The organism is uncultured Thalassospira sp., assembly GCF_963976115.1.
In the GTDB taxonomy this organism is placed as follows: domain Bacteria; phylum Pseudomonadota; class Alphaproteobacteria; order Rhodospirillales; family Thalassospiraceae; genus Thalassospira.
Window position 1 is genome coordinate 124,869 of sequence record NZ_CAXBJJ010000008.1, and the last position, 15,238, is coordinate 140,106.

The window sequence follows — 15,238 nt, forward strand, 5'->3', positions numbered from 1 at the left end:
CATCAATTATCCCGGATCATCGCAGCAATCGTTGCATCGGCAACAACTACGCCGTCTACACGAACTTCACTTTCGAATTTCCAAACCGGGCCACGGCTTTGTTTCTTGCGCACATGAATATGCATCACGTCACCTGGCACAACCGGTTTCCGAAAACGCGCGCTATCGATGCTCATGAAATAAACCAGTTTACCTTCGGCACCTTCACCCAATGTATGAACCACCAGGATCGCCGCAGTCTGCGCCATGCTTTCAATGATCAAAACACCCGGCATAATCGGCTGTTGCGGAAAATGACCGGTAAATTGCGGTTCATTCATCGTCACATTTTTAATACCAACAGCCGATTCACCAGCCGCAATATCAATGACCTTGTCGATCAGCAAAAACGGATAACGATGCGGAATCATTTCCAAAATGCGCTGGATATCAACATTCACCAATTCGGTCATAAACAGTGCCCTTTTATTTCTTTTTTCGTATCAACCGCGATAAAGCGACGGTCTGTTTGTGGTATTCCATCATGGGAACAGCCGGGCTGCCTCCAACGACGTCACCGGGTTTCATGTCTTTCATGACCCCCGACTGTGCAGCAATTTTAGCACCATCCCCCACGGTCAGGTGACCCGTAATCCCTGCCTGACCGCCGACAACGACAAAATGCCCCAATTTGGTTGACCCGGAAATACCAACCTGGGCGACAATAACGCAGCCCATACCCATTTCGACGTTATGGCCGATTTGAACCAGATTGTCGATACGACAACCATTGCCAATTACGGTATCCGGGCCTGCACCCCGATCAATTGTGGCATTGGCACCAATTTCAACATCATTACCGATGACCACACGACCAAGTTGCGGAACTTTTAAATGCCCCTGCGCCCCCATGGCAAAGCCAAATCCATCCTGGCCGATACGCACACCGGAATGAATAACGCACAGATTGCCAATCAGAGTATGTGTCAAGGCCGCGCCGGGGCCAATATAACACCCCGCACCAATCACCACACCGCGGCCAATAACCGCATTTGCAGAAATACGGGTTCCAGCCCCGATTTCGGCGTTTTCTTCAATTACGGCACCGGGGTCAATCTGAACATTATCGGCAAGACGCGCCGATGGATGAACAAATGCCGCCTCGGAAATGTCACCCGTCGAAGATTCCGGCGGGTAAAACGCCGTTGCCGCCTTTGCATAGGCACGGTAAGGGTCATCACTGGTGAAAACCAGCATACCTTCAGGGGCGCGATCCGCAAATTCAGGACGAGAAAAACATGCCCCAGCCTTGCTGGCAGCAAACGCGTCAATGTATTTACGATTGTCAAAAAAGCTCAGGCAGGTTTCATCTGCAACCTGTAAAGGTGCCACATCAACAAAAGACCGGCTTGCGCCGGCCGTCTGTAAAAGAGTCGCACCGGAAATACGGGCGATTTCCGCTGCATCAAATGGCCCTTGGCGTTTAAAAAAACGCGGATCTGCCATCAGGATGCTTCCTTAAATTCAACAGTCAAAGACGGAATGGCAGCATTGACCTTCTCAAAGACCTCTTTGGTCGCATCCATCGCATTGGCGTGCAAAATGACCTGGCTTTTATGAAGAACCAGCGTTGCTTTCCGTTCCTCGGCAACATCGGCGATAACTTCGATCAGTTTCTTTTGAAACTTGATCCGTCCTTCATTTACCGCTTCATCAAGAACCTTGTTACGGCCTTGGGCAAATTTCTGAAACTCGGCAACTTTCTTTTGAAACTCGGCTCGTTTCTGCTGCAAAACATCAGCACTGAGCAGGGTGCGCTGCTGAGCCAGTTTCTGGTCTTCATCACGTAACGCCTGCTGACGCTTTTCGATTTCAGACTGATAGGAATCACGGCGCTTTTCCACCTGCTTGCGCATATCCTGCATGGCAGAGGCTTCGCGCATGATCCCTTCAAAATCAACGATCATGACAATCGCTGCAGTTTCCGGCCTGGCATTTGCGGACTGGGCCTGGGCCTGCGTATGCAGCCCCAGCCCCGTCATCACAAGGGCAATCAAGAGAAATCGTTGGGCAGTTTTCATCATATACATCAGAATCTGGTTCCGAAGTTCAATCGGAACACTTCCTCTTTGTCATAATCTTCTTTGAGCACAGCCTTCGAAAGGTCGACACCAATCGGGCCAAACGGAGATTCCCAGCCTACCCCAACGCCAACAGACCCACGAAGTGATCCTGTATCAAAAATTTCGCCGGATCGCGCACCGTCTACCCCCGATGCTGAGCCAATATCCGAGAAAATACGTCCCTTAAGGGCAAATTCAGACGGCAGCCCCAACGGGAAGTCCATCTGCACCGTGCCAGAATAATAGAATTTACCACCGACGGCATCGTCACTTGCCCGGTCACGCGGGCCAACACCCCCGGCTGCGAAACCACGCAAGCTGGAACCACCAAGCAGGAACCGCTGGGAAATACGCGTATCCTCGCCAATCCCGAAAATATAACCAGACGATCCCTTGGCGCTAACAACCCACTCTTTCTGACGATCCAGCGGGAAATAATACCCTGAGGAAATGCGGGATTTCAAATAACGTTCCGAACCACCAAACCCGGCCAAATCGTTGGAAATCTGAGCAAAATAACCGTCTTTAGGAGACACCGAACTATCGCGCTGATCATAGGTCAGTGTCTGACCAATGGTTGATTCGCTAAAATCAGGATCTTCGTCGCGCAACAAACGCGACGCATCCGATTTGACATCCGAATATTTGTCAATTTCAAACCCGTAGCGGACCTGCTGACTCAAATGTTCGGTGAAATTATAACCTGCCCGCAACCCAAAACCGGTCTGTTCTTCATCGTACGAGCTCTCATCCTGATTATCATCTTCACGACGGAAAATATCAAACCCGGCACTCACATCCCGATCAAGAAAATACGGCTCGGTAAAGGAAAGGTCCACCTGACGACTGCTGCCACCAACGGTGAAGCCAAGCCGCAAGTCCTGTCCACGCCCCAAAAGGTTGCGTTCGCGAATACCAGCCTGGCCAAACGGCCCCTGATCTGTTCCGTAACCGGCACCGATTGAAAATTCGCCTGTCGATTTTTCATCAACATCAACTTCAACAATCGACTTGTCAGGTTCGCTGCCCGGCAGGGTTTTGACATCGACAGTTTTAAAGAAGTTCAGGTTTTCAATACGCTGGCGGGAACGGTTCAATTTCGAGCTGCTAAACGCATCGCCCTCGACAAAACGGAATTCGCGACGAACCACTTCGTCAAGTGTACGCACGTTGCCAACGATATCAATGCGTTCAACATAAACCTTCGGGCCTTTGGTGATGTTGAAGGTGACATTGATCGTGTTGGTTTCACGGTCCCGTTTGATTTCGGGTTTGATATCAACAAAGGCATAGCCGCGATCCCCGACATAGTCCGTCAAGGATTTAATCATGTCATCGACGACTTCGGAATTGTACCAATCGCCTTTTTCCACCTTGATTAAAGGGGTCAGTTCATTGACGTCAAGTTTATCGATTTCCGAGTTAATCTTGATGTCGCCAAACTTGTATCGCTCGCCTTCGCTGACGGTATAGGTGACGAAAAAGTCAGAGCGGTCGGGCGTCAACTCGGCAACCGACGACAACACCTGAAAATCGGCATACCCGGCAGCCAGATAGAAACGACGCAACAATTCGCGATCAAACGTAACCCGGTCCGGATCATAATTGTCGTCTGACGTCAGAATTTTCCACCAGGCACTGGTGGTTGTACGAATCACACCCGAAAGCTCGCTATCATCAAACGCCGAGTTGCCGACAAAATTGATACGCCGAACGCCGGTTGCTTCGCCTTCCTTGATTTCAAAAACCAGGTCGACGCGATTCTGGTCGCGCTGAATAACCTTCGGATTAACGGTCGCGGCAAAACGTCCTGAACGGCGATACAGATCAAGAATGCGCTGTACGTCCGCCTGAACCTTGGTGCGGGTATAAACCACGCGCGGTTTAAGCTGGACTTCCGATGTCAGCGCTTCGTCCTTAAGGTGATTGTTCCCTTCAAACGCAATTCGGTTAATGATCGGGTTTTCAACAACCTTAACCTGCATCACGCCGTCATTGTACGAAATGGAAACGTCTGCAAACAGATCCGTCGCAAACAGCGCCTTAAGCGACTCGTTGATCTTTTGTGGGTCATACGGATCGCCCGCACGCACCTTGAGATAAGCATCCACCGTACCGGTTTCGATACGGTTATTACCCTCTACGCGGATCTGCGAGATGGTGGGATAGCTCTGGGCCTGTGCTTCCACAGACAAGAATGCCGGACTTGTGGCGCCCGCAAGGGCCACCATCATCGCAGCAGTTCGCATTTTACGCAGCAAAACCAACCCCCTGATATATGCAGTCATCCGCCAGCCAGGCCTTTAAAAAAATTCCATACGCCAAGGTGCGACAGATCATTCCATGTTGCAAAAATGATTAAGCTGAATACCAAACCCGCGCCCAGACGGAAACCATATTCTTGCGCTTTCGCACTCATTGGTTTGCCACGCAGGGCTTCAATCAGATAAAACACCAGATGTCCGCCATCTAATAGCGGTACCGGCATCAAATTGATCAACCCAAGGCTAACAGACAGATACCCCATAAACGACAAAAGCGGTGCGATTCCCCCCTCGGCAACCTGCCCTGACATTTGTGCGATCCGGATTGGCCCACCAAGTTCGGAGCTATCACGTTCACCCGCGATCATTTCGCCGATGGCACTAAATGTTTGGGTCACAATCCCGAACGTGGTCGACACACCATGACCAACGGCATCAAAAATGCCATCGCGATGCGAAACAAATTTACCTGCCGACACCCCAAGGCGACCATAGGCCGGTGCATTTGGCCCCTCGCCTTCGGTAACTGATTGCGGTGTCACGGTAACATCGATCGTTGTACCATCCCGCTGCACGGTTAAATCAACAACTTGGCCGGGTTTTTGTCTGATCTGTGTTGCGAGTTCGTCAAACCATTCGACCTGTTCCCCGTCAACGGCAACAATTCGGTCCTCGGGCAACAAACCCGCCGCCGCGGCAGCACTGTTTTCGGTAACCGTTCCAACAACCGGCAAGGCACGTTGCTGGCCGACAGCGGCGAACAAAACGGTAAAGATGACTATCGCAAAAATAAAATTGGCAAATGGACCGGCAAAAACAATTGCAGCGCGCGCCAAAAGCCCTTTGTGATGAAAGGCGTATTGCTGATCTTTTACAGGCAGGTCATCACGGATCCCTGCACTGGCCGGGTTCATGTCGCCATACATTTTGACGTAACCGCCAAGTGGCAAGGCGCTAATTTTCCAGCGTGTGCCGCTTTTATCGTTCCAGCCGACGATTTCCGGCCCAAAGCCAATGGAAAAAGATTCAACTTTTACCCCGGCCTTGATCGCGACCCAATAATGCCCGAATTCATGGACGAAAACCAGAACGGACAACACAAAAAGAAACGCTAGAATAGTGACCATCAGGCAGGGTTCCTCGAATTTTTCGGGGCCTTTAAAGGCATAATTGCGCGACCATGTCTTCGGTCCGGCGACGTGCCAGATCATCGGTCGCAAACACATGATCAATATCTGTCAGTCTTTCGCCTGTATGGGCGACCATAACCGCTTCAACCAGTTTTGCAATGTCAAGAAAACCAATACGACCAGCAAGAAACGCGGCCACAGCAACCTCGTTGGCAGCGTTAAGAACAATAGGCAGGGTACCGCCTGCGCGCAAGGCTTCACGGGCCAATCTTAAAGCTGGAAAGCGGTGTTCGTCAGGGCTTTCAAAACTGAATTGCCCGATCGCGGCAAAATCCAGTCGCGGCAGCACCAAAGGCAGGCGCTCAGGCCAGGCCAGGGCATAGGCAATCGGTGTACGCATGTCGGGCGTTCCAAGCTGGGCCAACACCGAGCCATCGACATATTCAACCATGCTGTGAATAACCGACTGCGGATGCACCAGGATTTCCACCTTGCTTTCAGGCACCGGAAAAAGTCGGCAGGCTTCAATCAGTTCAAGGCCCTTGTTCATCATAGTGGCCGAATCGATTGAAATCTTGGCCCCCATGCTCCAGTTCGGATGGGCAAGCGCCTGTGCACGGCTGACACTTGCCATCTCGTCAAGGCTCCAGGTGCGGAACGGTCCACCCGAAGCAGTCAGCAATATCCGCTCAATCCGCTCAGGGGCATGATCATCAAGCACCTGAAAAATGGCGCTATGTTCGGAATCAACGGGAATGATGGTGGCGTTATACCGGCGGACTTCATCAATCATCAGTTCACCGGCACAAACAAGAGTTTCCTTGTTGGCCAGGCCAATGATAGCACCCCGGCGAATCGCGGCCAATGTTGCCCGCAATCCTGCGGCCCCGACAATACCGGCGATCACAATGTCCGAGGGGCGCTCTGCGGCTTCGATCAAAGCACTTTCCCCTGCCCCGGCCTCGATACCAGACCCCGCCAGTGCCGATTTCAATTCACCCAACAGGGTTTCATCGGCAATAACGGCGAAGCGTGCGCCCAATTTAACCGCCGCTGCCGCTAGTTCAGCAACATTACGATGCGCTGTCACCGCATCGACACGGTAACGATCGGGATGGGACAGGATAACATCGGCGGTACTTTTACCGATGGAGCCCGTGACGCCCATAATACACACAGATTTCGTAACCGACATCCGGCACCAATATAACAAAGCCGGTCAGGTTCCTGCGTTAGCGCAGCCCCAGACCGAAAAAATAAACAAGCACAAAGGCAACAGGTAAAACAGAAAGCATTCCATCTGCCCTGTCCAAAAATCCGCCGTGGCCAGGTATCAAGTGACTGCTATCTTTAACACCGAAACGCCGTTTAAGGGCTGATTCAGCAAGATCACCGATCTGAGCGACAATTGCCAACCCGGCACTGGCAAGTGAAATCGCCCAAATAGCACGACCGCCACTAAAATAAACAATCAGACCACCAATAATGGCGGCACAAATCATCCCCCCAAACAGGCCTGCCCACGTTTTTTTGGGGCTAAACCGGGGGGCCAGTTTTGGGCCGCCAATGGCCCGACCAAATGCATATGCGCCCGTATCCGTTGCCCACACAACTAAAAACAGCCACATGATCAGCAACAGGCCATCAGGATGCCAAACCCGCAGCCATTGCACCGCCAATGCTGTGACCGGGATAAACACAGCCCCGATCAATACAAGCGGTCGTTCCCGGGCCGATAAACCAACCACAACAAGTGCCGTCAGCAAAATTGGCACAAGCACCATTAGTTGCGGTGCTGCCGACTGGAAATACATCGCAATTGCCAGGCCGACACTGGAAACAGCGGCCAGCGGCAATGCCCGAGCTGGTGCGCACATGCGCAACCATTCCCAGATCATGGCAGCACTGAAAACGAATATCAGCATGCCAAACCATGGTGAACCAAACCACACCGCAGCCACAGCCACAGGCGCCATCACCAGGGCCGATACTATGCGCAAACCCAGTCCTGATTTCGGGGGAACAGATACTTCAGAGGACTGCGCCAAAACGCCGCTCCCGTCCGGCAAAATTTTCGATTGCCCGTTCTAAATGTTGCCGCTCAAAATCGGGCCAAAGCACGTCGTCAAAAACAAATTCGGTATAGGCCGATTGCCAAAGTAAAAAATTGCTTATCCGCTGCTCGCCACTTGTCCTGATTAACAGATCCGGGTCGGGCATACCTGCTGTCGCCAAATTTTGTTCAATCAAATCCTCGGAAACATCGGTTACGGATAATTCCCCGCTGGCAATGCGCCGGGCAATCTGGCGAACCGCGTCAACCAGTTCCGACCTTGCGCCATAGCTCAGCGCAATTGTCAGCTTCAGGCTTGAATTGGTGGCAGTCCGCTTTTCCGCATTATTAAGCAATTCACGAATATCAGGGGCGAAACGATCACGATCGCCGATGATTTTGATCTGAACGCCGTTTTTATCAAGAGCCGCCAATTCGCGCTTGATAAAAAGCCGCAACAATCCCATCAAATCACTGACTTCACCTTCCGGACGCTTCCAGTTTTCAGTCGAAAAGCCATACAGGGTCAGATATTCGATGCCAATTTCGGCAGCGGCCTGCACTGTACGCCTTACGGCATCCACTCCGGCGCGATGACCGGCGGTTCTGGGTTTGCCGCGTGCACGTGCCCAGCGTCCGTTGCCATCCATAATGATGGCAACATGACGCGGCACTAAATCACTGCCAGCAGATTTGAGGTTCGATGCCAGAACAGTCATGATCAGACTTGCATGATTTCCTGTTCTTTATGGGCCAGCGCCTCGTCAATATCAGAAATAATCTTATCGGTAAGCTTCTGGATTTCTTTTTCCTCAGAACGCAAGACGTCTTCGGAAATGACGCTGTCTTTTTCCCACTTTTTCAACTGGTCCATACCATCGCGGCGCACGTTGCGAACGGAGATACGCGCCTGTTCGGAATATTTACCCGCAACTTTGGTAAGATCAGCACGGCGTTCTTCGTTGAGGGCCGGAATCGGCACGCGAACAAGGGTTCCGTCAGCAGCAGGATTCAAACCCAGACCTGCATTCCGAATAGCCTTTTCAACCGACTTGACCATCGTCTTGTCCCAGACCTGAACCGACAGCATCCGCGATTCAGGAACACTGACCGACCCAACCTGGTTGAGCGGCGTCATCGTACCGTAGGCTTCAACCATAACCGGGTCCAGAAGACTTACACTGGCGCGTCCGGTACGCAGCCCGGTAAATTCCTTGTGCAAAACTTCAAGAGCCCCTTCCATACGGCGGTTAAGGTCTTTTTTTAGGCCAGCAACGTCAGACACCTTCAGTCTCCATTCGAAATAATCGTAAATGTACCTTTTGCACACACAACATCGGCAAAGGCGCCAGGATTATGCAAAGAAAATACAATTACGGGAATATCATTTTCGCGTGCCAAAGAAATAGCGGAAGCATCCATAACACGCAAATCTTTCGCAAGTACATCCATATATGTCAGAGAATCATAGCGAACTGCATCCGGATGAGTTTTGGGGTCGGCTGTATAAACACCGTCAACCTGCGTTCCCTTTAACAGGGCGTCGCATCCCATTTCGACCGCGCGCAACGCAGCAGCTGTATCGGTGGTAAAAAACGGGTTTCCAGTACCGGCTGCAAAAATAACCACCCGGCCCTTCTCCATATGCCGCACAGCACGGCGGCGAATGTAGGGCTCACACACCGATGACATCGGAATGGCAGACTGCACACGGGTCGGTACGCCATGGCGCTCCAGCGCGTTCTGAACGGCAAGAGCGTTCATGATCGTGGCCAGCATTCCCATATAATCGGCAGTGGCACGTTCCATGCCCTGTGACGCACCTTTCACACCGCGAAAGATATTCCCGCCACCAATAACCATGCAGACTTCAGCCCCCATGTCATGGACGATCTTGATCTCGCTGGCGATACGATCAACAGTATCAGGGTCAAGACCATATTGTTGTTTGCCCAGCAAGCCTTCGCCAGACAATTTCAACAGCACACGACGAAACTTCAACGGGCCGTTTTCTGCCATATCCAGATGCCTCTCAACGCTGATTTGTGCCACCATTCAAGCAGGTAGCAAACTTCAGATATAAAAAGACCGGCGAGCAACAGGGTGTTATCACTCTGAGGACCCCGCCGGCCTGGATCATACACGAAATGGGACTGTGCGCACCACTTCGATAAGAGATCTTATTTCTTCAACTGCTCGGCAACTTCCGCAGCAAAGTCTTTTTCTTCTTTTTCGATGCCGTCGCCAAGTTCATAGCGCACGAAGCCCTTAAGGGTGATCGCGGTGCCAGCGTCTTTTGCGACTTTTTCGATCACGGCCTTAACCTGGCTTTCACCATCGATCACGAAGGTCTGCTCAAGCAGAACGACCTGTTCGTAATATTTACGAATACGGCCTTCGATCATTTTGGCAATGATTTCGTCCGGACGGCCAGATTCTTTGGCCTGATCGGTCAAAACAGCTTTTTCGCGTTCAACCAGTTCCGGATCGAGATCAGCAACGGTTGCCGATGCCGGGTTGGTCGCGGCAATGTGCATGGCGATCTGCTTGCCAAGACCTTCAAGAACAGCAGCGTCGGCGTCGGATTCCAAAGCTACCAGAACGCCGATCTTGCCAAGATCCGGGGCAATCGATGCATGAACGTAAGAGGCAACAACGCCTTTTTCGACCGAAATCGAAGCAACGCGACGCAGGTTCATGTTTTCGCCGATTTTGGCGATCATGTGGGTAACCTGCTCTTCGACATTACGTGACGTGCCGGGGAACGGAGTTGCTTTCAAGGTTTCGATGTCGCCATTGGCAACAACACCCAGCTTGGCAATTTCAGAAACGAATGTCTGAAAGTCATCGTTGCGCGACACAAAGTCGGTTTCGGAGTTCAGCTCGACAACAGCACCGGAAGTACCGTTAACAGCAACACCAACCAGACCTTCGGCGGCAACGCGGCCTGCTTTCTTGGCAGCAGCAGCAAGACCCTTGGTGCGCAACCAGTCAACAGCAGCATCAATGTTGCCGTCAGTTTCGGAAAGCGCTTTCTTGCAGTCCATCATGCCTGCGCCGGTAGTTTCGCGAAGCTCTTTCACGAGAGCAGCGGTAATAGCCATTTTTAAAGCCCCTATTACGCGATCAAGTGGATAACACCTAAAGAAACGGCGGCATGATAGCCGCCGGATCCTCAGGTATAAAATGAAATTTAAGCGGAAGCGGCCTGATCGGCAGCTTCAGTAGCAGCAACTTCCTGCACCGGGAGTTCTTCGGCTTCACCGAGATCTGCACCCGAAGCGGTCATTTCGGCCTGGATACCGTCAAGAACGGCACCAACAAACAGGTCGGAATAAAGCTGAATTGCGCGGATCGCATCGTCGTTGCCCGGGATCGGGTACTGAACGTCTTGCGGGTCCGAATTGGAGTCCAAAACGGCAACAACCGGAATATGCAGGTTGCGTGCTTCATGGATCGCCAGGGCTTCTTTATTGGTGTCAACCACGACGATAATGTCGGGCAGCCCCCCCATATCCTTAATACCGCCAAGTGCGCGTTCCAGCTTGTCGCGCGAACGGGTCAGGTTCAGGATTTCTTTTTTGGTCAGGCCTTCAGCGCCGGAATTCAGGATTTCGTCCTGTTCTTTCAGGCGTTTGATCGAACCCGAAACAGTGTTCCAGTTGGTCAGCATACCGCCGAGCCAGCGATGGTTCACATAATACTGGCCGCAACGCTTTGCAGCTTCAGCAATAACCGGCGAAGCCTGGCGTTTGGTGCCGACGAACAGAACACGGCCACCGGCAGCAGTCACGTCGCGAACAGCCTGCATCGCACGATGCAGCATCGGAACGGTTTCCTGAAGGTTCAGGATATGAATGTCGTTACGTGCACCAAAGATGTAAGGCTTCATCTTCGGGTTCCAGCGACGGGTGTGGTGACCAAAATGCACACCAGCTTCCATCAGCTGACGCATGGTAAATGTTGGCAAAGCCATGATAATTTCCTACCGTTTTCCGGTTAATACCTCCGTGGGAAGGAATTTTGCCGAATGGCAAAACACCGGATGGACGAATACGCAAATATCCGCCACGCTCCCACGTGCGATGTTCGAGGCGGGTTTTAGCGCCGCGCCCCCGATATTGCAAGCGTTAAGTAGATAACAAGTCCCACAAAAACCTGCAAAACCTGACATTCAGATCTCTTCGGCAAATTCCACACCGGGAATAGCCCCGACAGCCCCGATCAGAGACGGCCCAACCTTGAAGTTGTCAGTTAATTCAATTTCTGCAATGCGTCCGTCCTGGCAGACTGACGAAATATTGACAAGGCCCCGTCCCCGCCCTGCTTTTTCAAGCAGTTCACGAATTTCCAAAATCGGATCGGGGCGTGTCAAACGAATGCGAATACCTTCGGCTGCTCCCGCGACCGCCTGTTCAAGATCCTCGACGCGCTGGCCTTGAATACGCAACTGGCCTTCACGGAATTCAGCTGAAACAATCAGTAATAACGGTTTGCCGGAATTGATCACTTCCTTATAGGCCGCCCAGGCCTCGGCCCAAAACGCCACTTCAAAACTGCCCGTGGCATCCGACAGCATAACAAAGGCAAATTTAGAGCCATTTTTCTTCGAAATCATCTCACGTGCATTAATCAGCGTCCCCGCGAGCTTGATCGCCCCCTTGTTCTGGGCGCGTATACGGGCTTCAAGTTCGGAATAAGGGGCGACACCAATCCGCTGCAGACTTTTGCCAAAGGTATCAAGCGGATGGGCAGATAAATAAAACCCGATTGCCGAAAATTCTTCGGTCAGTTTCTCCATCGGAACCCAGTCGCGACCATCGGGCATACGAATGGTGTCTTTGCCAAACCCGCTATCATCGCCAAACATGCTGATCTGGTCGTTGTTGCGCGCCTGCATTTCACGCTGCGACACAGCCAATATCTTATCGACATTCTCATACATGACCCGGCGATTACCATGCAGGCAATCCAATGCCCCGGCACGCACCAGGTTTTCCAAAAGTCGTTTGTTCAAGGCCTTGCTATCAATCCGAGAGGCGAAATCGGTAAGATCTTTAAACGCGCCGTTGCTGTCGCGCGATGCCACAAGGCTTTCCATTGCCGCATCGCCCACATTACGCACGGCGGCCAGTGCATACCGAATTTTGCGCACCCCATCGTAATTTTCAACCGTGAAGGCAACGCCCGAATTGTTAACGCAAGGAGGCAAGATCTCGATGCCAAGTCGTTCAATTTCCTGTTTAAAAATTGCCAGCTTGTCTGTGTTATGCATATCAAGCGTCATCAGCGCGGCCATAAATTCGACCGGGTAATTCGCCTTCAGATAGGCTGTCTGATACGCCACCAGGGCATAGGCCGCCGCATGCGATTTGTTAAAGCCGTAAGACGCAAACTTGGCAACCTGATCAAAAATGTCAGAAGCCTGCTGGCGATCCACGTTGTTTTTTTCAGCACCTTCCACAAACAGCGACCGCTGCTTTTCCATTTCCTCGGCAATTTTCTTGCCCATGGCACGGCGCAGCAAGTCTGCACCCCCCAGTGAATAGCCCGACATCAGCTGGGCCAACTGCATGACCTGTTCCTGATAGATCATGATACCATAGGTTTCTTCGAGGATCGGCTTTAGCATCGGATGCATATAGTCGGGTTCTTCACGACCATGCTTACGGGCGATATAATAGGGGATATTGTCCATCGGGCCCGGGCGATACAACGCCACCACAGCAATAATGTCTTCCAGTGTATCTGGCTTTAGCCCGCGAAGAACATCCTGCATACCCTGGGATTCAAGCTGGAACACACCCACCGTTTCGGCCGCCGACAACAACTTGAACGAGGGGCGGTCATCAAGCGGAATTGCGCTAATATCAAAATCTTGCGGAACGTCCTTGCGCTGACGCATCAGGTTAACGGCTTCAATAATCACCGTTAAAGTCTTTAAACCCAGAAAGTCGAATTTCACCAGCCCGGCATTTTCAACATATTTCATGTTGAACTGCGTCACCGGCATGTCTGAGCGCGGATCGCGGTAAAGCGGAACCAGTTCATCAAGATCGCGGTCGCCAATCACCACACCAGCCGCATGGGTAGATGAGTTGCGATACAAACCTTCGATTTGCATGGCGATGTTCAAAAGGCGGTCAATATCCGGGTCTTCCCGGGCAATCCGGCGCAGGTCCGGCTCCATACCGATCGCTTCTTTCAGCGGGATCGGTTTGGCCGGGTCACCGGGGATCATTTTACAAATTTTATCGACATAGCCATAAGGAATACTCAGCACACGGCCAACATCGCGCACGGCTGCCTTGGCCTGCAATTTACCAAAGGTAATAATCTGGGCAACACGATCATAGCCATATTTGTGTTGCACATATTCAATAACTTCGCCGCGACGATCCTGACAAAAGTCGACGTCAAAATCCGGCATCGACACACGTTCGGGGTTCAGGAAACGTTCGAACAGCAACGAAAACCGCAGCGGGTCCAGATCGGTAATCAGCAAAGCATAAGCCACAAGCGACCCTGCCCCGGACCCACGGCCCGGACCCACGGGAATTTCATGTTCCTTGGCCCACTGGATAAAATCGGCAACGATCAGGAAGTAACCGGGAAAGCCCATTTGGTTAATAATGCCCAATTCGTATTCAAGGCGGGCATTATAGGGTTCAGCCACTTTCTGTCTTTCGGCATCGGTCATCTCCGGGGTGTAAACATATTTTTCCAGCCGCGCCTTTAGCCCGTCAAAGGATTTATGGCGCAGTTCATCAACCTCGGTCCGGCCTTCGCCACAGTCAAAAGGCGGCAAGATCGGGTCGATTTTCTCGACATGCCAGGCGCAACGATGGGCGATAACCAGCGTATTGTCGCAGGCTTCGGGAATATCGGCAAAAAGTTCGCGCATTTCTGCGGCGGTTTTAAAACGATGATTAGGCGTCAAGCGCCACCGGTCATCCTGGCCAACAACAGCGCCCTGCCCGATGCAAATAAACACATCGTGGGCTTCATACATGTCGGCACGGGGGAAATAACAATCATTGGTCGCAACCAAGGGCACATCATAATCATACGCCAGGGCGACAAGCCCCGGCTCAACCCGTTCTTCCGATGCCAGCCCGTGGCGCTGAATTTCGATATAAAGCCGGTCATCATAAATGGCCTTCAGGCGCTTGAGGCAATCGACCGCCTTGCTGTCCTGTTCTTCGCTTAACAAACGCGCCAACGGCCCGGAAGGACCGCCGGTAAGGCAGATAACACCGTCGCAATGCTCTGCCAAATGATCCAGCAGCACCTTTGGTGTGCTGCCCGCTTCGGTCGTCATATGGGCGCGCGACACAATTTTCAGCAGATTGAAATAACCCGCTTTGTTTTGTGCCAGCAAAACAAGTTCATCCGGGTCCGGTTCGCGCCCGGCCTTGCCCAGAACAACCTCGGTGCCGAAACGTTCAATGCCGACCTGAACCCCCAGAATCGGCTGAATACCGGCCCCACTGGCCGCACCGGCGAAATCCAACGCGCCGAACATATTGTTGGTGTCGGTCATGGCCGCTGCGGGTTGATTATCCGCCGCGCATAATTTTGCCAGTTCCTTTGTCGTGATCGCCCCTTCGGCCAACGAATAGTTGGTATGAACGCGCAGATGGATGAAACCGTTTTCCATTGCTGGGTACCTCGACAAAACAAAAGCAA

General features: G+C 52.1%; 13 protein-coding genes. All 13 read right to left on the reverse strand.

Features of this window, described 5'->3' with window-relative positions:
• Positions 1 to 2: 2 nt before the first annotated feature.
• Positions 3 to 452, reverse strand: a complete 450-nt coding sequence (gene fabZ, locus AAC086_RS12160; protein ID WP_339778940.1) for a 3-hydroxyacyl-ACP dehydratase FabZ — start codon at positions 450 to 452, stop codon at positions 3 to 5.
• A 13-nt stretch (positions 453 to 465) separates the two neighbouring features.
• Positions 466 to 1,485, reverse strand: a complete 1,020-nt coding sequence (gene lpxD, locus AAC086_RS12165; protein ID WP_339778941.1) for a UDP-3-O-(3-hydroxymyristoyl)glucosamine N-acyltransferase — start codon at positions 1,483 to 1,485, stop codon at positions 466 to 468.
• The gene (locus AAC086_RS12170; protein ID WP_339778942.1) at positions 1,485 to 2,069 is read right to left on the reverse strand and encodes an OmpH family outer membrane protein; all 585 of its coding nucleotides are present in this window, start codon (positions 2,067 to 2,069) and stop codon (positions 1,485 to 1,487) included. The genes lpxD and AAC086_RS12170 overlap by 1 nt, the downstream gene beginning before the upstream one ends.
• Positions 2,069 to 4,363: an outer membrane protein assembly factor BamA gene (gene bamA, locus AAC086_RS12175; protein WP_339778943.1), complete on the reverse strand. Its 2,295-nt coding sequence runs from the start codon at positions 4,361 to 4,363 to the stop codon at positions 2,069 to 2,071. Before bamA ends, AAC086_RS12170 begins: the two co-directional genes overlap by 1 nt.
• Positions 4,364 to 4,386: 23 nt before the next feature.
• The gene (gene rseP, locus AAC086_RS12180) at positions 4,387 to 5,493 is read right to left on the reverse strand and encodes an RIP metalloprotease RseP (RefSeq protein WP_339778944.1); all 1,107 of its coding nucleotides are present in this window, start codon (positions 5,491 to 5,493) and stop codon (positions 4,387 to 4,389) included.
• 31 nt (positions 5,494 to 5,524) lie between these two features.
• Entirely contained in the window at positions 5,525 to 6,691 is a 1,167-nt protein-coding gene (locus AAC086_RS12185) for a 1-deoxy-D-xylulose-5-phosphate reductoisomerase (protein WP_339778945.1), read from the reverse strand.
• A 37-nt stretch (positions 6,692 to 6,728) separates the two neighbouring features.
• On the reverse strand, positions 6,729 to 7,544 hold the full coding sequence (locus AAC086_RS12190) for a phosphatidate cytidylyltransferase (RefSeq protein ID WP_339778946.1): 816 nt from the start codon (positions 7,542 to 7,544) through the stop codon (positions 6,729 to 6,731).
• Positions 7,528 to 8,268 carry an isoprenyl transferase gene (locus tag AAC086_RS12195; protein ID WP_339778947.1) on the reverse strand — a complete coding sequence of 247 codons (741 nt, stop codon included), beginning with the start codon at positions 8,266 to 8,268 and terminating at the stop codon, positions 7,528 to 7,530. Before AAC086_RS12195 ends, AAC086_RS12190 begins: the two co-directional genes overlap by 17 nt.
• 2 nt (positions 8,269 to 8,270) lie before the next feature.
• Positions 8,271 to 8,792, reverse strand: a complete 522-nt coding sequence (gene frr, locus AAC086_RS12200) for a ribosome recycling factor (protein WP_339779115.1) — start codon at positions 8,790 to 8,792, stop codon at positions 8,271 to 8,273.
• Between the two features lie 44 nt (positions 8,793 to 8,836).
• Positions 8,837 to 9,568, reverse strand: a complete 732-nt coding sequence (pyrH, locus tag AAC086_RS12205; protein ID WP_339778948.1) for a UMP kinase — start codon at positions 9,566 to 9,568, stop codon at positions 8,837 to 8,839.
• Between the two features lie 161 nt (positions 9,569 to 9,729).
• On the reverse strand, positions 9,730 to 10,653 hold the full coding sequence (gene tsf / locus AAC086_RS12210; RefSeq protein ID WP_339778949.1) for a translation elongation factor Ts: 924 nt from the start codon (positions 10,651 to 10,653) through the stop codon (positions 9,730 to 9,732).
• An 89-nt stretch (positions 10,654 to 10,742) separates the two neighbouring features.
• Positions 10,743 to 11,525 (reverse strand): 30S ribosomal protein S2, encoded by a 783-nt coding sequence (gene rpsB, locus AAC086_RS12215; protein ID WP_339778950.1) that lies wholly within the window; start codon positions 11,523 to 11,525, stop codon positions 10,743 to 10,745.
• Between the two features lie 198 nt (positions 11,526 to 11,723).
• Entirely contained in the window at positions 11,724 to 15,209 is a 3,486-nt protein-coding gene (gene dnaE, locus AAC086_RS12220) for a DNA polymerase III subunit alpha (protein WP_339778951.1), read from the reverse strand.
• Between the last annotated feature and the right edge of the window lie 29 nt (positions 15,210 to 15,238).